The organism is Pannonibacter sp. XCT-53 (assembly GCF_009915765.1).
Lineage (GTDB): Bacteria > Pseudomonadota > Alphaproteobacteria > Rhizobiales > Stappiaceae > Pannonibacter > Pannonibacter tanglangensis.
Genome location: NZ_JAABLQ010000001.1, coordinates 1633125 through 1649555, shown reverse-complemented (window position 1 = coordinate 1649555; position 16431 = coordinate 1633125). Strand labels below are relative to the sequence as shown.

Here is a 16431-nt window from a genome sequence, read left to right as displayed (position 1 = left end):
CCGGCTGGAAGCGGTCAGCACCAGTCGTGACTTGGGGCCCTGTGACAGCCCGGCCAGTCCTGAAAAGGGCAGGGGACATCGGGATCGGGCGATACCCGGTTCAGGCAACCGCATCAGAAAAGCGGGCCAGAGCAACGGAACAGAGCGACGGGCCAGAACGATTGCCCCGGCATGCGGGCCCGCAAAATGACCTGCGGCAAGGACGGACCCGGACACACCGCGTCAGGGGGCACAGGGCGAGCAAGCCGGCGTCAGCGCGCCGGCCTGAAATCACCTGCCTGAAATCACCTGCCTGAAATCGCCTGCTTGAAATCGCCGGCCAGAGCATTCAGGCCAGAGGAATCCGGCCAGACCATGCCAACAAGATCTATCCCGGCGGCAAGGATCGCCGATGCTGGAAATCCGGGCCCTTGCGCCCTGTCTCAGTTGGAGGCGAGGTCCTGGGTGCGATCCACCGGCGCGAACTTCGACTTCACGGCCGCGTTGATCTCGTCGGTTTCCTCGTCGAGCGCCTTCATCGCAAGGCTGAGCAGATAGGCGCAGAAGGTCCGGCCGTCCTTTTCGGCCTCACGACGGGTGAAATAGATCATGCGCTTGAGGGATTCGCTTGCAAGCTCGGTGGCGAGTTCGGTGTCCTGGCCCGCGATTGCGTCATGGCTCAGGGTCTGGGTCACTTCGGCAGCTTTGGACATCTTGATCCTACCGTTCTACTAAATGGCCTAACTGGACCTGCCGGCGCGCCCCTGCCGGGCCGAGCCATCTGCATCCTGCGGCGCGATCTTCCGTTCGCAGCGTGAAACTTGCGTGATACGGTGTCACGTCGCCACGTCGAGTCAAGCGCCCCGGCCTGCGAGGAAAAAGGCCGCGCGCGAGCTTGAATTGCAGTAGGCTCGAGGTGCAACCCACGGATAGATATGGCCGAACGACTTCACCTCCAGACGCTCGGGCTCGTGCGCCTCGCCACGGCCGATGGTGAAACGCTGGCGTTAAAGACGCGCAAGGCCCTCGCCCTGCTGGCCTATCTGCTGCGTCGCCCCGGTCTCTCGGCAACCCGGTCCGACATTGCCGCCCTGCTCTGGAGCGAGGGCGAGCGGGCTAAGGCCGCCGTGTCGCTGCGCCAGGCGGTCGCGCATGTCCGCCAGACGGAGGCACTGGCCGGCCTGCGCCTGATCGAGACGACGCCGACGTCCATCACCCTCTGTGCCGAGGTCCTGACCACCGACCTCGACGAGATCCAGCAGATGCTTGGCGGCTTCCGGCCGCTCGACAGCACCCGTCTCAAGGCGCTCTGGGGCGGCGATTTCCTCAATGGCTTCGACACGCTCGATCCTGCCTTTGCCGACTGGCTGGCCCTCGAGCAGGAACGCGTCCGGGCCTCGGTCATCGAGAAGACGGTGTCCGCGCTCGAGGACCTGCAGATCCTTGGCGGTGCGGCGGCGGTGAACCAGCGCGAGGTGCTGGCCGGCTTCCTGCTCGGTCTCGATCCGGCGCATGAGTTCGCGCACCAGACGCTGATCCGTCACTATCTGGCCCAGGGCCGGAGGGAGCGCGCGCTGCAGCAGTACCGCGACTGCGCGCGCGAATTGCGCAACCTGCTCGACCAGGACCCGGACCCGGCGACGCTGCTGCTCATCGAGGACGCGGGCGCGGGGGATCCGGCACGCCGTCCGCCGGTCGGAGCGGCCGGCACGGCGCAAGGGGCACCGGCTCCCGGAGCCGCCCCTGGGGCCGTCCTCGCGCCGGCGCCTGTCGCGGCGCCGACCGGGGGCGGGATGGCGAGTGCCACGGTGGATCTGGCCGGCCTGCGCCGGGACATCTCGCTGCCCGTGCTGTCGATTGCGAGCCTGTCCTTCGAGCGCGAGGCAGACCATCTGGCCCTGTCGCTGCGCGACGAGATCGTGGCGGGCCTGTCGGCCTATCGCTGCTTCGAGCTTTACGAGGCGGCCTACTGGATTGGCGAGGACGGGGCTGCGCCCATGCGGGTCGAGGGCGGCGAACTCGGCAGCTTCCTGCTGCGGTTCCGCCGCGATCGCATGCTGAACCGCATCTACGTCCAGCTCGAGAACCGCAGCAGCGGGCAGATCGCCTTCAACGAGGTGATCGATCTCGAACTGACGACATCGGCGTCAGACCGGGTCGAGGCCGTGTTCCGGACCGTGAGCCGCGTGCACAGTCACGTCATCGGCCGCCTGCGCATGCGCCCCGGCCGGACGGCCTTCTCGCGCTGGTGCCAGGCCGAGGCGCTGATGTGGGAGTTCAACCGCGCGGCCGACCAGAAGGCGCTGCAGATCCTCGCCGAACTCGAACAGTCGCATCCGAGCTACAGCCAGATCTACGCCGGCCGCTGTTCCATCCAGATGAAGCAGGCCCTGTTCTATCCCACCGTCGGCGGCGGCCTGCTCGACACGGAAGCGACCATGACGCTGGCGGAAAAGGCGGTGGCGCTCGACCCCTGGCAGGTGATCAACCACCGCATGCTCGGCTGGTCGATGATCCATGCCGCCCGGCCCGACGATGCCCACCGGGCCTTCTCGCAGGCACTCAGCCTCAATCCCATGGATCCGATGAACGTCATCTCGGCCGCCGAGGCGCTGGCCTACATCGGCGACCTGCGCAAGGCCACCGACATGGCCATGAAGGCCTTCGACGGCCTGACGACGACGCCGCGCATCGTCTACGGCTATCTCGCCAACATCTTCTTCGCCAGTGGCGACTTCGACCGGGCCGCCGAATTTGCCCGGCGCGGCCCGATGGACAACATTCACGGCCTGGCCACGCGGCTGGCCGCGCTCGACCGGGCCGGTTTTGCCGAGGATGCGGCCGCCACCCGCGACATCCTGCTGCAGCGCATCGAGACGCAGTTCGGGCGCGGCCGCCTCAAGCCCGTGCCGCTCGAGCTGCGCGCCTGGCTGGACCAGGTCAACATGTTCCAGGAGCCCGCAACCCGCGCCGCCTTCGAGCGCGGGCTGGATTCTGTGCGCGAGGCGCTGGGGCTCGGCCGCGCCTGATCCTGAGCCTCATCCCGAGCCTGGGCTGCAGCGCCCGGGTCCGGGCGACACCCCAGAGACAGGAGACCTAGTTGGGGCGGCCCTGGCCGATCGTCATCTCGGCGATCTGGGCCAGATAGGCCGGATCTTGCGCTGCAAGGCGCGCCGCGTTGAAACGGTAGGGCAGCACGACATGCCGCTGTGTTTCGGTGTCGCAGACGACCCGGAACTCGAAGAGGGCAACGAGGTCCTCCGGAAAGCCTGCCGCGCGCAGGACGGCGGCGGGATCGGATCGCAGCGCTTCGCGTTGCGTCTCGTTGCAGGCGGCCTCGGCAAGGAGGCGGCCGAGCTCGGCGATCTTGCTCTGCGGGATCGGAAAGCGGGCCATGGCGGTCTCCGGCAAGGGCGTTGGTCCCGATCGCGCGCGGCGACGACGGGAACGGGAAACGGGCACAGGCGGCCTGTCCAGCTGCCAGTCTGGCCACCAGCCTGGTCGTAAGTCTGGTCCCCCGTTCTGCCCGGCCGGACAAGGCTGCGCAGGTGCGGACCCGGCCCCGGGAGCACCCGGCAGGACCCGACCGGGCCGCACGCGCCGGGATGGTCGTGCGGCCCCTTGTTCGGGCGGGACTGTGCTCGGCTGCCTCGAGGCGTGGATTTCCGGGAGCGCGGCGTTCCGGGGGGCTCGGCTTGCGGACGACCCGACTTACTCGGGGGTCACGTCGAAGAGGCAGGCGCCGAGCGCCTTGCGGCCCAGTTCCTCGAAATAGGTCTCGTCGCCGGCGGCGACACGGGTGGCGTCGACCGTGGCCGGAACCACAAGGTGAACCATGTCGACGGCGTCGGCCAGCACGGTGGTGCCGGAAACCGTGGCCGCGACGAGGGCGGCGGCGTCATGCTGCGTGCCGTCGTTGACGAGCTGGCCGATGACGGCACCGAAGGAAACCTGAGCTTCGCGGGTAGCATCCTGACGCATGTTCAAACCTCTGTCTGTTGCAAGGAGCAAGCCTCTCCGGCCGGACAAGCCTCGCCTGTTGCCGTTCACGCCGGGGGGCGCGATACAGCCTGACGATGCGTGTGCCTGGCGCTTTTCCGGGCCTGCTTTCGGGGTTTCAGGGGGCGGCAGGAGAGCCGCGCCTTTGCGGTTCCGTGCCGAGCCCCTGCAGCTTCATCGGGGCAATTGCGTTCGGCAAGAGGGGCTGGCAGGCTCGCCATCGATGCAACTGCCGGATGGTGCCGCCCTGTGGAAAAAGTTAACCAAACGTTAAGTGCGGGTGATGCGGGGGCTGGAGGGGCGGTTGGCCCGCCGGTTTTGCCGGGGGGCGGACGCGGGTCGCACGCGCCGGACAGTCTGCCGGACGCGGGGGCTGCCCCGGCAGAAATCCGTGTCAGTGCCCCCGCAGAAACCCCTGTGCGGACCCTTGCCCGCGACCTTGCGGGGCGCCTGCCATCCACCGATCCGGACGGGCTGGCGAGGGATCTGGAGGGGGCGCTTTCGCCCTTCTCGCGCCTGCTGGAGCACTGGTCCGTGCAGGTGCGTCCGGTCCCCGCTCAGGCCGCGGGCATCGTCCTGATGTCCGCGATGCTGACACCCGATACGGCCCCCGAAACTGTCCCTGAAACTGTGCGGCACCCGGCCCGCGATCCTGCCGGCGGGACGGCGTCCGGCTGGAGGTCCGCTGCCGCCGCGACGCTCGCCAGCGTGGTGGCCGGAGGGCAGGGGGCCTCGCCTGTCGCCGCCCTGCAATCCTGCCTCGGCGAACTGGCAGAACGGCTTAGCCTGGTCTCGCGCGGGCCCGGCGATCCACGCGTCCGGTCCGGCGCGGATCTCGATGCCCATCTCGAGGCGGGCGATCTGATGGGCTTCAGCGCGGCGCAGGAGCAGGATCTTGCCCGGCGGCACCCGCGCCTTCTGGAGGCGATGCGGGGCGGGCGCATCGACTGGCGCAGCCTGTCGGACCGCTGGCTGGTCGCACAGCCCTGGGAGGGCAGCGCGCCCGTCGCCGTGCCGGCGCTCGGCCAGTTGCTCGGCGAGGGCCGCTGGGCCGGGCTCGCCGGTCTGCCGCTCGCCTCTTCCGTCGGGACCGCGGTCTGGACCGACCCGCAGACTGCCGCCGATCGGGCCCTTGCAGAAGCGGCCGAGCGCGATGCCGTTGGCCTGTGGTGGTACAACCGCCTGGGGATAACTCCAGTTGCACAGGGGGTCTGGCAGGGGGTTCTGCCTGAAATTTGTGCAAGCTGGTTCCGTGAGCGGAGGCGGGCGACCGAGGTCGCGCTGCTGCCGTCGCGCCTGTCGCAGCATGTGGTCATGGCCGTGTCCTGGCTGGGGGAGGGGCACGCAGATGTGGCCAGGACCAGGATCGTACCCGGGACGGGTGCCAGGACGGATGCCTTGACCGGTGCCAATGCCGTGGCCGGCTTTGCCGCCGGTGCCGACGCGGCCGCCGCCATTCGCTCCGCCATCGGCGAACTGATCCAGGCCGAGGCGATGCTCGAGCTGCGGCTGGCCGCCGCAGCTCGGGCGGGTCGGCCGGCGGGGACGCCGGACCTTGCACCGGTCATCGACCTGCGCCGGCTGCTGCAGAGGGACGGAGGCAGCCCGTCCCCCTTGCCGCGGCTGCCGCACCCCTTTCAGCCGGGCGCGCTGGCAGACAGCCTGCGGCGGCAGGGCATCAGGCTCTATCGTCTCGATCTGGCGTGCGACGACATCGGTCTCAGCTGCATGAAGGTGGTCAGTCCGGATCTGGTGGACTGGGTGCCACGATTCGGCCGGGCGCGGCTGCAGGCCGAGGCGCTTGCAGCCGGGCGAAAGCCACGTGACGAGGCAGATCTCGCCCGTCATCCCTTTCCGTTCTAGCTGGGCCGTTCCGGTTGGCCCGTTCCGCTTGACCCGTTCCGGTTGATCTGGGGCGGGCTTGCGCGCGGGCGGGCTTGACACCCGCCGGAAGCGGGCCTAGAAAAAAGATGAGACTGAAACTCCACTTTTGGAGCGGCGTTCTCACCGGCTCTCGCCGGTTCCCCTCCTTGGGGTCTCTGGAAACCTGACTTCGCGGCGGATCCCTCCCGGATCCGCCGTTTTTTCTGTCCGCCGCGATGCCGGTGGTCCCGCCGTGCCGGTCCTTAAGCGAGGGGCCGCGCCGGCCTGTCAGGTGCGCTGACCAGAAAAGCTCAGAAAATTTCGCGACGGTCGGTCTCCCCCCCTTTTCATGGCATCCGGGAAAACCCATATGCGCAGACAAAGCGCGTCAAACGCGCCCGAATGCAACCAGAGAAGGAAATCCCGTCCGTGACACGCCGTCTTGCCCGCACCTCAGCCGCAGCAATCCTGGGCCTCGCCGCTCTCATCATTGCCGCCGACTATGCCGAGGCCCGGCGCGCGGGCAGTGGCGGCGGCTTCGGCAGCCGCGGGTCACGCACCCACGAGGCTGCTCCGGCGACGCAGACCGCGCCGGCTCCGGCCGCCCCGATCGAGCGGTCGATGACGCCCAACACCGGCCCGGCCGCGCCGGCCATGAACCAGACCAACCGTCCGGGCGCCCAGGCGCAGACCCCGGCCGCAGCACAGAAGCCGGGCCTGTTCGGCAGCTTCGGCCGCTCCATGCTCGGTGGCCTTCTGGTCGGCGGCCTGATCGGCATGCTGCTCGGTCAGGGCTTCGGCGGCCTGGCCGGCTTCTTCGGCCTGCTGCTGCAGGTCGGTCTCATCGCGCTCATCGTGTTCGTCGTCATGCGCCTGATCGCCAGCCGGCGTCAGCAGGCCCCGGCGCCGGCCCATGCCTATTCGATGCCGGGTGCCAGCCCGACCCCGATGGGCGGCGGCCTTGGTCAGGGAGCCCCCGGCGCCATGGGGGGCATGGGCGGCATGTCGGGCCACGGCCCGGCTGGCGCTGGCCAGTCCGGCCAGTCCGGCCTGGCGGGCCTTGCCGGCGGTCTCTTCAGCGGCGGCCGTCCGGCGCAGCCGCAGCCGGTCGGGCAGCCGATCCAGCTTGACGGGTCTGACTTTGACCGTTTCGAGCAGATGCTGACCGAGGTGCAGGAAGCCTATGGCCGCGAGGACTTCGGTGCGCTGCGCCGTCTCGCCACGCCGGAAGCCATGTCCTACCTCGCGGAAGAGCTGGGTGAGCTGGCGACCGAGGGCCGCCGCAATTCGGTGACGGCCGTCAAGCTGCTGCAGGGCGACCTGGCCGAAGCCTGGACCGAGGACGGCACCGACTACGCCACCGTCGCCATGCGCTACGAAGCCATCGACGTCATGCTCGACCGCGACAGCGGTGCGGTCATCGAGGGCAACCCCGAGGTGCCGGGCGAGAGCATCGAACTCTGGACCTTCGCCCGCAAGCAGGGTGGCGAGTGGAAACTCTCGGCGATCCAGGGCGTTCAGGCCTGACAGGCGACCCGCAGGGCAGGGAGGCCGCATCAAGGGCCTCCCGCCGAAATGCCCGACGACACATCTGACAGCTCACCTCAGCCCGGCCTCGCGCCGGGCTTTTTTCTTTTCGCGTGGCGCCGAAGCGGGCGGCAGACGTCAGCGGTTGACGAGGATCGGCCGGCCGTCGGCCTCGGGACGGGCCAGCGTCATCACCCAGAAGTGGCGCCAGGTTCCGTCCGAGCGCCGCATCCGCGCAAGACCCATCCGCGTGACATAGGGATTGAGCAGGTTGCGGTCATGGCCGGCCGAGCCCTGCCAGCCGGCGAAGGCTGCCTCCTGCGACGCATAGCCGGCGCCAAGGTTCTCCGCACCGGCATAGTTGCGGTAGCCGGCAGCGTCGAGACGGCCGGACAGGCCTTCGGCGCTGTGCTGCCGGGTCTTCATGCTGTCGCGCTCGGCAATGTAGCGGGCCATGTCGGCGGAGACCCTCGTCAGCACGGGATCGAGGGCGACGGGGGGCAATCCCTTGCCGGCGCGATAGGCGTTGAGCCGGGCGAGCATGGCCGGCTCGTCGACGGCCACCGGCTCGATCACCGTGGCGGGGCCGAGCCGCGTCGGCTCCAGCGCGCCGCACCCGGCGAGGGCGAGAACGAGGCCAAGGGCGAGACCGGAGCCGAGACCGGTCACAATCTGGCGGCGTGTCTGCATGGGATGATCCTGCGCCTTGCATGAGTGATGCCGTCCCATAAGCCAGTTCCGCCTGCAGGCCAAGGCCTCGGCGCGCACACGCGGCGCCGGACCGCAGGCTGTGGCGAACGGAGGCCCGGCGATGACGGCCCCGCCGAAGTGGGGCGATCCGGTCACGCGGCGGCGAAAAGCGCGCGCGGGCCGCATCTCCCCGGTTTCCCTTTGCGCGCCGCTCCTGTAGGAAGCGCGCTGGAGCGGATGTGCCCGGTTCGGCAGGGGGAGCCGGTCGCGCGCGGCCGCCCGGTCTGCGCCAGGCAGCGGCCTTGCTCCGCGCCGCGCGACCAAAGGTTTCAGGCAGGCAGAAGAGACGCGATGAGCGACCAGCAAAGCCAAGGCTCCGGCCAGTCCCCAGTCCAGCCGGTTCCGGCACAGGCTCCTGCGAGTGAGGCAACGCCCTCCGCCGCTCCGGCCGGCGAGACGGCAGCTTCCTCGCCCGGCCAGGCGGCCGGGCCTGTCCCGCACACGGCAGACCTTGCCACATCCGGTCCGGACACATCCGGTCCGGGCACTTCTGGTCCGGACACTTCGGGTCCGGACAGGGCCAGCCGCGACGCCGCAGCCGCTGCGCCCGCCGCGGCCGCCGGCAGCATGGGCCCGAAGCCGTGGTGGCTGCGCCTCTTTGCCCATGACGCCATCGCGCCCCTGCTGCTGCTTCTGGCCGCCCTCGTGCTCTTCGTGCCCGGCCAGTGGACCGTGCCGCCGCTCGACCGCGACGAGCCGCGCTTCACGCAGGCCTCCAAGCAGATGCTCGAGACGGGCAACTTCGTCGACATCCGCCTGCAGGACGAGCCGCGCTACAAGAAGCCCATCGGCATCTACTGGCTGCAGGTCCTCTCGGCCAAGGCCACCGGTTACGGAGCGGAAGCCCCGCTCTGGGTCTATCGTCTGCCCTCGCTCCTCGCCGGCCTCTCCGTGGTGCTGCTCACCTACTGGACCGCGCGGGCCTTTGCCGCCCCGCCCGTTGCCCTGGTCGCGGGCCTTCTGGTCGCTGCAGCCCTGATCGTCGGGGTGGAGGCGCGTCTCGGCAAGACCGACGCCACGCTCTTTGCAATGACCGTGCTGGCGCAAGGGGCGCTTGCCCGCCTGTTCCTCGCCGACAACCGCGAGCCGCGCTGGGGTCTGGCGCTGGTGTTCTGGACGGCACTGGCCGGCGGTGTGCTGATCAAGGGCCCGGTGATCCTGATGGTCGTCGGCCTGACGGTGGCCGCGCTGATGCTGCTGACCCGCCGGCTTGCCTGGTTCCGGGCGGCCGCCCCCCTGTTCGGCCTGCCCTGGATGCTGCTGCTCATCCTGCCGTGGTTCGTGGCGATCTGGATTGCCACCGACGGCAGCTTCTTCCAGGAAGCCGTCGGCCGTGATCTTCTCGGCAAGGTGGCCGAAGGACAGGAAAGCCATGGCGCGCCGCCGCTGACGCATCTGGCGGCGATGCTGGCCGTGTTCTGGCCGTTGCCTGCCTTCCTCCTGCTCGCGGCCCCCCGCATCTGGGCGAGCCGGCACAGCAAGCTCGTGCTCTTCGCCGCCGCCTGGTTCGTGCCCTCCTGGATCGTGTTCGAGCTGGTGGCAACCAAGCTGCCGCATTACACCATGCCGCTGCTGCCGGCGCTGGCCATCGCTGCCGCGGCCGCCCTGGTGGACGGCGCCGGCGAGACGGCAGGCCGCGGCCTGCGCTACGCCGCCGCCGGTCTCCTGCTGCTGCTGCCGGTCGCCATTCTCGGCGCCGTCATCGTCGCGCCGATCACGCTCGGCGTCTGGCCCTCGCCCCCGGGTGTCGTGCTCTGCGGCTTTGCGCTCGTCCTCGCCGGCTGGGCGGCCTCGTGCCTGCTGAAGGGCGCGGCGCTCCAGGCGCTGCCGCGGGCAATCGCGGCGATGATGGTGATGACAGGCGGTGTCTGGGGCTTCTCCGGCCCGGCGCTCGAGACGATCTGGGTCAGCCCGCGTCTGGCGGCGGCCATCGACCAGACGGCCACCTGCCCGACGCCGGAGGTGGCGTCGAGCGGCTTCAGCGAGCCCAGCTTCGTGTTCCTGCAGGGCACCGAGACCCGCCTGGTGCCGGGCGAGGCGGCCGCAACTTTCCTCAAGGAAAGCCCGAGCGTGCCCGACGCTTGCCGCATTGCCGTGGTCGAGAAGCGTCAGGAAGAAGCCTTCCTGGCTGCCGCTGCCTCGCTTGGACTTGTGCCGGACCTGCGGGGCAGGGTAGAGGGCGTCAACATCAACGGGGGTCGCAAGCTCGACCTCGGTCTTTACGTGGCAGGGTCTGCAGCGCAATGACGGACAGTTCCGAGACGGAAGGGACGGGCTGGAAGGCCCGCCTCGCAGGCATCAAGGCTCGCTTTCTGGCCAATGCGGCCCGTGTCAAGGTAATCATCGGCAATCGTCATCCGCGGGCCGAGCGCCTGCATGATCCCCTGCCGGCCGGCCAGAGGCCGCAGGACTTCCTCGCGATCCTGCTGCTGACCGTGGGCATCGCCGTGGTGCTCGCCGACATCCCGACCTATCCCTGGCTGCGCTCCCTGCCGCCCGGCTACCGCGAGGCCTTCGCCTCGATCACCAACCTCGGCAAGGCCAACTGGATCCTGTGGTCGACCGGTCTGTTCTGCCTCGGCTATCTGGCCTTCCTCGACCTGGAGCGCCTGACGGGCCGGGTGCGGATGGCCATGGCGATGGTCTGGACCTATGCCGCCTTCATCTTCTACACCGTCGCCCTGACCGGCATCCTGGCGCTGATCTTCAAGTGGATCCTCGGCCGTGCGCGCCCGAAGCTCTACGAGCAGGTCGGACCGATCGAGTTCGATCCCTTCGTCTTCAACGGCGCCTACACGAGCTTCCCCTCCGGTCACTCGACCACGGTGGCGGCGCTGGCCACGGCGCTCGCCCTGATCTTCCCGAGCTGGCGCTGGCTGATCATCGTGGCCGCCTTCTGGGCCGCCTTCAGCCGCATCATGGTCGGCGCGCATTATCCTTCCGACGTCATTGCCGGCACGCTGCTCGGCATGACCGTCACGCTCTTCTGCGCGCGCTGGATGGCGCGCCGCAGGTTGGGCTTTACCTTGTCGGCCAATGGAAGCATCGTGCCGATCATTTGCCAGCGCTCGGCCGCGCGCAGCTTCCGGGCGCTCTGGCGGACCGTGACCGGACGTCGCTCGGCGCTGCGTCCGGCCAGGGACGCCGAGCAGGAATGACGACTGACATGAGTGACCTTTCCCCGCGCCTCCTGCCCGAGGTGACCGTCGTCGTCCCGGCCAAGGACGAGCGTGACAACCTGCCGATCCTGCTCGACGAGATCGCCGAGGCGCTGACCGGGCGTGTCTTCGAGGTGATCGTGGTCGACGACGGGTCGGGCGATGGCACCGACCAGGTGCTGGCCGACTATGCCGCCCGCCATCCCTGGCTGCGTCCGCTGCGCCACGCCCGCTCCTGCGGCCAGAGCGCGGCGGTGAGGACCGGCGTGCTCAACGCCCGGGGCGCGGTCGTTGCCACAATCGACGGCGACGGCGAGAACGATCCCGCCTACATCCCGGATCTGCTCGGGGCGCTCGAGGCCGGTGGGCCGTCGGTGGCGCTGGCCGCCGGGCAGCGGGTCGGGCGCAAGGCGAGCCGCGCCAAGCGCATTGCCTCGCGGCTGGCCAACCGGCTGCGCGGCGCGCTGCTGAAGGACAACACCCGCGACAGCGGCTGCGGCCTGAAGGCCCTGCGCCGCGACGTGTTCCTGCGTCTGCCCTATTTCGACAGCTGGCACCGCTTCCTGCCCGCGCTGGTCATCCGCGAGGGCTTCGGCGTCGTGCATGTCGATGTGCTTGATCGCCAGCGGCGCCATGGAACGTCGAAATACGGGATCTTCGACCGCGCCTTCATCGGTGCGCTGGACCTGTTCGGTGTCTGGTGGCTGCGCCGGCGGCGCAAGGCCATTCCGGCCGTCTCCGACATCGCTCCGGCCATCGACGCCGGAACCTGATCATCGCTTACTTCTCTTCTCACGGCCGGCCGGGACGACTGTCATGACTGCCTTGTACGAATGGCTCCACGACGTCTACGTCAAGCAATTCGATTTCTGGATCGTGCTGGGCTTCTTTGCCCAGTTCCTGTTTTCCATGCGCTTCATCGTCCAGTGGCTGGCCTCGGAGCGGGTCGGTCGCTCGATCGTGCCGGTGGCCTTCTGGTTCTTCTCCATCGGCGGCGGCGCGCTGCTGCTGGTCTATGCGATCCAGCGCGAGGACCCGGTGTTCATCGCCGGCCAGGCCCTCGGCCTCATCATCTATTTCCGCAACCTCTGGCTGATCTTCAAGGAAAAGCGGAACGACCCGACGATCTGAGCCCGGCCCCACAGGGTCGGGTCCGGGAGCCGGGCGGGGGCATCAAGCCCTGCGGGACACGGGTGGACCGGTGGCCCACCCGTCCGGGCGACGTCAGTTGCCGATGGCGGCAAAGCCGCGCGACAGGTCCTCGATGAGGTCGGCCGGATCCTCGAGACCGATGTTCAGCCGCACGCTTTCCCCCTCCGGCAGCGGGGTGCCGGCGCTGCGGACGCCGGCAAGCTTTACCGGGATCGCCAGGCTCTCGAAGCCACCCCACGAGTATCCGAGACCGAACAGCCGCAGCGCGTCGAGGAAGGCGCTGGCCTCGGCCTTGCTGACGTTCGGGGTAAAATCGAATCCGAACAGCCCGCTCGCGCCGGAAAAATCCCGCGCCCAGATCGCGTGACCGGGATCATCCTTCCACGCCGGATAGCGGATCCGGGCGATCTTCGGATGCTGGGCCAGCCAGTCCGCGATCGCCAGCGTCGTCTGCTGGTGCCGCTCCAGACGGATCCCCATGGTCCTGAGGCCGCGCAGGGCGAGATAGACATCGTCGGGCGCGATGTGCACGCCCATGGCGCCGTGCAGCTCCAGCAGGCCGGGCAGGGCGCGGGCACTGGCGGCGATCGTGCCGATGGTCACGTCGGAGTGGCCGACGATGTACTTCGTGCCGGCCTGGATCGACAGGTCGACGCCATGGGCGATCGGCTTGAAATAGAGCGGCGTCGCCCAGGTGTTGTCCATCAGGACAAAGGCACCGGTTTCTTTCGCTGCCGCTGCGATGGCCGGAATATCCTGCATCTCGAAGGTGAGCGAGCCGGGGGCCTCGGTGAAGACGGCGGCCGTGTTCGGGCGGAACAGGCTGCGGATTGCGCCGCCCAGATCCGGTCGGTAGTATTCCACCGTGATGCCATAGCGCGGCAGGACCGTGTCGCAGAAGTGCCGGGTCGGGCCATAGACCGTGTCCGCCACGAGGAAATGGTCCCCGGTCTTGAGACAGGACAGGCAGGCGAGGGAGACCGCATTGAGGCCGGAGGTTGCCAGCTTCACGCCGGCCGCGCCCTCGAGCGCCATGAGAGCTTCCTCAAGGGCATCCGTCGTCGGATTGCCCCGACGTGCGTAGTTGTACTTCTGTGCCCCCGGCGCCATGTGCGCGGTGTCCGGGAAAAGCACCGTCGAGGCATGCACGACCGGCGGGTTGACGAAGCCGTGAAAGTCCTCCGGGTGACGCCCGGCGTGGACGAGAATTGTGTCTGGCTTCTGCGCGGTTGGTGGCGTTTTCTTGCTCATGTTCACCGTCAAGGTTGCGATTCTGTCCGCTGGGGTGGAATCGGCAATGGAAATTTTCCTCAGACCAACCTGCAACCCCTTGACCCGTCCCGTCAAATGCCATCGAATGGCCACCATTGGATTGACGCGCAGTCATGTCCCCCGTCCGGCAGCCGGAAGTGCTGCCGTGCGGAACGGGGTCCGGTTACGATCGGACAGGGGGTTCCCCGGCGGGTGTGACGTGGATGCCGCGGCAAGACCGATGAAAAAGTACAGATGGGTAACAATAAAGGCTGCAAATCCATGAAAGCTAATCTCGTTCCGATTCTGCTCGGCGCCGCGATGGGCGTTGCCGCGACCGCCGCGTCCGCTGGCACCCTCGACGACGTGAAGGCCAAGGGCTTCATCCAGTGCGGCGTGAGCCAGGGTCTGCCGGGCTTCTCCAACCCGGACGCGCAGGGCAACTGGACCGGCCTTGATGTCGATGTCTGCCGCGCCGTGGCTGCCGCCGTGTTCGGGGATGCGAGCAAGGTCAAGTACTCCCCGCTGAACGCGAAGGAGCGGTTCACCGCCCTTCAGTCCGGCGAAATCGACATGCTGTCGCGCAACACCACCTGGACCGTGTCGCGTGACACCTCGCTCGGCCTGAACTTTGCCGGCGTGACCTACTACGACGGTCAGGGCTTCATGGTCCGCAAGTCGCTCGGCGTTGCCAGCGCGCTGGAACTGTCGGGCGCGTCCGTCTGCACCCAGACCGGCACCACCACCGAGCTGAACGTCGCCGACTACTTCCGCACCAACAACATGCCGTATGAAATCGTCGCCTTCGAGAAGGCCGACGAAGTGGTCAAGGCCTACGACGCCGGCCGCTGCGACGTGTTCACCACCGACGCCTCCGGCCTCTACGCCGAGCGTCTGAAGCTGACGAACCCGGGCGACCACATCGTCCTGCCGGAAGTGATCTCCAAGGAGCCGCTCGGCCCGGTGGTGCGTCATGGCGACGACCAGTGGTTCGACATCGTGAAGTGGTCGCTCTACGCGATGATCAACGCGGAAGAGCTCGGCATCACCTCGAAGAACGTCGACGAGATGCTGAAGTCCGAAAACCCGGAAGTTAAGCGTCTGCTCGGCGTCGAAGGCGCCTTCGGCGAAGGCCTCGGCGTGCCGAACGACTGGGTCGTCCAGATCGTCAAGAGCGTCGGCAACTACGGCGAAGCCTTTGACCGCAACATCGGCCCGGACACCCCGCTCGGCATCGCCCGCGGCCTGAACGCCCTGTGGTCGAAGGGTGGCCTGCAGTACGCGCCGCCGGTCCGCTAAGGACTGCTGACAGGTGAACCGGATCCCAGGATCCGGGTTCCGTCTCGCCGTCCCGGCCGGTTGCACCAACCGGTCGGGACGAGCGTCATAAGGGCACCGCACAAAGCAAGACAACATCGCGGCTGCCTCAAGGGGACACATGGCCGTTTCCGCGTCGACGGGGAAATGAAACGGTCGACTGCATGACGGGCGCGGACTTGAATCACGCGCCGGTGCGGCACTTGTTTGGCGAGGGAATATGACAATTCGGGATAACGACGGAGCGGCGTCCGAAGGACGGGTGTCGCTGGTCAACGACCCGCGTGTCCGTGGCATCTTCTTCCAGGTGCTGCTGGTGGCGATCCTTGCGGTCGTCGGCTGGACCATCGTGAGCAACACGATCCACAACCTGCAGCGCCAGAACATCGCCTCCGGATTCGGGTTTCTTGACAGAACCGCTGGCTTTGGCACGTCCCAGAGCCTGATCGACTACACGGAAGCCTCGACCTACGGCGATGCCCTCGTGGTCGGCTTCCTCAACACGCTGCTGGTGGCCGTGATCGGCATCATCCTGGCGACGCTGCTCGGCTTCGTCATGGGCGTGGCCCGCCTGTCGAAGAACTGGGTGATCGGCAAGCTGGCCTACTGGTACGTGGAGATCCTCCGCAACGTCCCGTTGCTGCTCCAGATCTTCTTCTGGTATTTCGCGGTGCTGCGCGCCGTACCGGACAAGCGCAGCAAGTGGTCCTTGTTTGACACCTTCCACCTCAACGTGGCCGGCCTGTGGCTGCCCAAGCCGGTCTATGCGCCGGGGGCCTCTGCGGTGGGCATCGCGATCATCGTGGCCATCGTCGCCTCGATCGTCATCCGCCGCTGGGCGCGCAAGCGCCAGGAAGCGACCGGCCAGCAGTTCCCGGTGTTCTTCACCGCGCTCGGCCTGATCGTCGGCCTCCCGGTGATCAGCTTCTTCGCCGCCGGCATGCCGATCTCGCTTGACCATCCGGTCTTCGTCGACAGCGGCCCGATCCTGCGCCAGGGCTTCACCCTCGGCACCGGCATGACGCTGATCCCCGAGTTCCTGGCCCTGACGCTCGCGCTGACGATCTACACCTCCGCCTTCATCGCGGAAATCGTCCGTGCCGGCATCCAGGCGGTCAACCACGGCCAGACCGAGGCCTCCTATGCGCTCGGGCTCCGGCCCGGTCCGGCGCTGCGTCTCGTCATCGTGCCGCAGGCGATGCGCGTGATCATTCCGCCGCTGACCAGCCAGTATCTCAACCTGACCAAGAACTCGTCGCTGGCCGTGGCCATCGGCTTCCCCGACCTTGTCTCGATGGGCGGCACGGTGCTCAACCAGACCGGCCAGGCCGTCGAGATCATCGCCGTCTGGATGACGATCTACCTGTCGCTCAGCCTGATCACGTCGGCCTTCATGAACTGGTACAACCAGAAAATGGCGCTGGTGGAGCGGTGA

Annotated in this window: 14 protein-coding genes; 9 read left to right on the top strand and 5 right to left on the bottom strand. The window is 68.3% G+C overall.

Annotated elements, in window-relative coordinates:
* Window positions 1-422 precede the first annotated feature (422 nt).
* Complete coding sequence (locus GWI72_RS07390) at window positions 423-692, bottom strand: hypothetical protein (RefSeq protein WP_208995669.1); 270 nt, start codon at window positions 690-692, stop codon at window positions 423-425.
* A gap of 222 nt (window positions 693-914) precedes the next feature.
* Between GWI72_RS07390 and GWI72_RS07385 the strand changes: the two genes are divergently transcribed.
* The gene (locus tag GWI72_RS07385) at window positions 915-3008 is read left to right on the top strand and encodes a BTAD domain-containing putative transcriptional regulator (protein ID WP_161708247.1); all 2094 of its coding nucleotides are present in this window, start codon (window positions 915-917) and stop codon (window positions 3006-3008) included.
* A 67-nt stretch (window positions 3009-3075) separates the two neighbouring features.
* Here GWI72_RS07385 and GWI72_RS07380 read toward each other — a convergent pair whose 3' ends face one another.
* Both GWI72_RS07380 and GWI72_RS07375 read right to left on the bottom strand, forming a co-directional pair.
* Window positions 3076-3375 (bottom strand): hypothetical protein, encoded by a 300-nt coding sequence (locus GWI72_RS07380; RefSeq protein ID WP_161673377.1) that lies wholly within the window; start codon window positions 3373-3375, stop codon window positions 3076-3078.
* Window positions 3376-3690: 315 nt separating this feature from the next.
* Window positions 3691-3960, bottom strand: coding sequence for a hypothetical protein (locus GWI72_RS07375; RefSeq protein ID WP_161673375.1), 270 nt, complete (start codon window positions 3958-3960; stop codon window positions 3691-3693).
* A 435-nt stretch (window positions 3961-4395) separates the two neighbouring features.
* Here GWI72_RS07375 and GWI72_RS07370 point away from each other — a divergent pair, with 435 nt between their 5' ends.
* Together GWI72_RS07370 and GWI72_RS07365 are read left to right on the top strand one after the other, a co-directional pair.
* Window positions 4396-5841 (top strand): YcaO-like family protein, encoded by a 1446-nt coding sequence (locus tag GWI72_RS07370; RefSeq protein ID WP_161708246.1) that lies wholly within the window; start codon window positions 4396-4398, stop codon window positions 5839-5841.
* 402 nt (window positions 5842-6243) lie between these two features.
* Window positions 6244-7368 (top strand): Tim44 domain-containing protein, encoded by a 1125-nt coding sequence (locus GWI72_RS07365; protein ID WP_161708245.1) that lies wholly within the window; start codon window positions 6244-6246, stop codon window positions 7366-7368.
* A gap of 138 nt (window positions 7369-7506) precedes the next feature.
* Here the strand turns inward: GWI72_RS07365 and GWI72_RS07360 are convergent, their stop codons facing one another.
* On the bottom strand, window positions 7507-8058 hold the full coding sequence (locus GWI72_RS07360) for a CAP domain-containing protein (protein ID WP_161708244.1): 552 nt from the start codon (window positions 8056-8058) through the stop codon (window positions 7507-7509).
* Window positions 8059-8685: 627 nt separating this feature from the next.
* On the opposite strand from GWI72_RS07360, the gene GWI72_RS07355 reads away from it, so the two are divergent.
* From GWI72_RS07355 to GWI72_RS07340, 4 genes are read left to right on the top strand one after another with little or no spacing between them, the layout of a single operon-like run.
* Window positions 8686-10365: an ArnT family glycosyltransferase gene (locus GWI72_RS07355; protein WP_161708243.1), complete on the top strand. Its 1680-nt coding sequence runs from the start codon at window positions 8686-8688 to the stop codon at window positions 10363-10365.
* Complete coding sequence (locus GWI72_RS07350; protein WP_161673367.1) at window positions 10362-11276, top strand: phosphatase PAP2 family protein; 915 nt, start codon at window positions 10362-10364, stop codon at window positions 11274-11276. Before GWI72_RS07355 ends, GWI72_RS07350 begins: the two co-directional genes overlap by 4 nt.
* 8 nt (window positions 11277-11284) lie before the next feature.
* On the top strand, window positions 11285-12049 hold the full coding sequence (locus tag GWI72_RS07345; protein WP_161673365.1) for a glycosyltransferase family 2 protein: 765 nt from the start codon (window positions 11285-11287) through the stop codon (window positions 12047-12049).
* A gap of 43 nt (window positions 12050-12092) precedes the next feature.
* Window positions 12093-12407: a lipid-A-disaccharide synthase N-terminal domain-containing protein gene (locus tag GWI72_RS07340; protein ID WP_161673363.1), complete on the top strand. Its 315-nt coding sequence runs from the start codon at window positions 12093-12095 to the stop codon at window positions 12405-12407.
* Between the two features lie 93 nt (window positions 12408-12500).
* Here the strand turns inward: GWI72_RS07340 and metC are convergent, their stop codons facing one another.
* Window positions 12501-13679: a cystathionine beta-lyase gene (gene metC / locus GWI72_RS07335; protein ID WP_161673361.1), complete on the bottom strand. Its 1179-nt coding sequence runs from the start codon at window positions 13677-13679 to the stop codon at window positions 12501-12503.
* A 282-nt stretch (window positions 13680-13961) separates the two neighbouring features.
* Here metC and GWI72_RS07330 point away from each other — a divergent pair, with 282 nt between their 5' ends.
* A complete protein-coding gene (locus GWI72_RS07330) occupies window positions 13962-14978 on the top strand; it encodes an amino acid ABC transporter substrate-binding protein (RefSeq protein ID WP_161673359.1) in 1017 nt (338 codons plus the stop codon).
* A gap of 238 nt (window positions 14979-15216) precedes the next feature.
* Window positions 15217-16431: an amino acid ABC transporter permease gene (locus GWI72_RS07325; protein ID WP_161673357.1), complete on the top strand. Its 1215-nt coding sequence runs from the start codon at window positions 15217-15219 to the stop codon at window positions 16429-16431.

Bases quoted from the DNA above. Each gene is read 5' to 3' on its own strand.
- GWI72_RS07390 (WP_208995669.1), bottom strand. From the start codon at position 692: ATGTCCAAAGCTGCCGAAGTGACCCAGACCCTGAGCCATGACGCAATC.
- GWI72_RS07385 (WP_161708247.1), top strand. From the start codon at position 915: ATGGCCGAACGACTTCACCTCCAGACGCTCGGGCTCGTGCGCCTCGCC.
- GWI72_RS07380 (WP_161673377.1), bottom strand. From the start codon at position 3,375: ATGGCCCGCTTTCCGATCCCGCAGAGCAAGATCGCCGAGCTCGGCCGC.
- GWI72_RS07375 (WP_161673375.1), bottom strand. From the start codon at position 3,960: ATGCGTCAGGATGCTACCCGCGAAGCTCAGGTTTCCTTCGGTGCCGTC.
- GWI72_RS07365 (WP_161708245.1), top strand. From the start codon at position 6,244: ATGCAACCAGAGAAGGAAATCCCGTCCGTGACACGCCGTCTTGCCCGC.
- GWI72_RS07360 (WP_161708244.1), bottom strand. From the start codon at position 8,058: ATGCAGACACGCCGCCAGATTGTGACCGGTCTCGGCTCCGGTCTCGCC.
- GWI72_RS07355 (WP_161708243.1), top strand. From the start codon at position 8,686: ATGGGCCCGAAGCCGTGGTGGCTGCGCCTCTTTGCCCATGACGCCATC.
- GWI72_RS07350 (WP_161673367.1), top strand. From the start codon at position 10,362: ATGACGGACAGTTCCGAGACGGAAGGGACGGGCTGGAAGGCCCGCCTC.
- GWI72_RS07345 (WP_161673365.1), top strand. From the start codon at position 11,285: ATGAGTGACCTTTCCCCGCGCCTCCTGCCCGAGGTGACCGTCGTCGTC.
- GWI72_RS07340 (WP_161673363.1), top strand. From the start codon at position 12,093: ATGACTGCCTTGTACGAATGGCTCCACGACGTCTACGTCAAGCAATTC.
- metC (WP_161673361.1), bottom strand. From the start codon at position 13,679: ATGAGCAAGAAAACGCCACCAACCGCGCAGAAGCCAGACACAATTCTC.
- GWI72_RS07330 (WP_161673359.1), top strand. From the start codon at position 13,962: ATGAAAGCTAATCTCGTTCCGATTCTGCTCGGCGCCGCGATGGGCGTT.
- GWI72_RS07325 (WP_161673357.1), top strand. From the start codon at position 15,217: ATGACAATTCGGGATAACGACGGAGCGGCGTCCGAAGGACGGGTGTCG.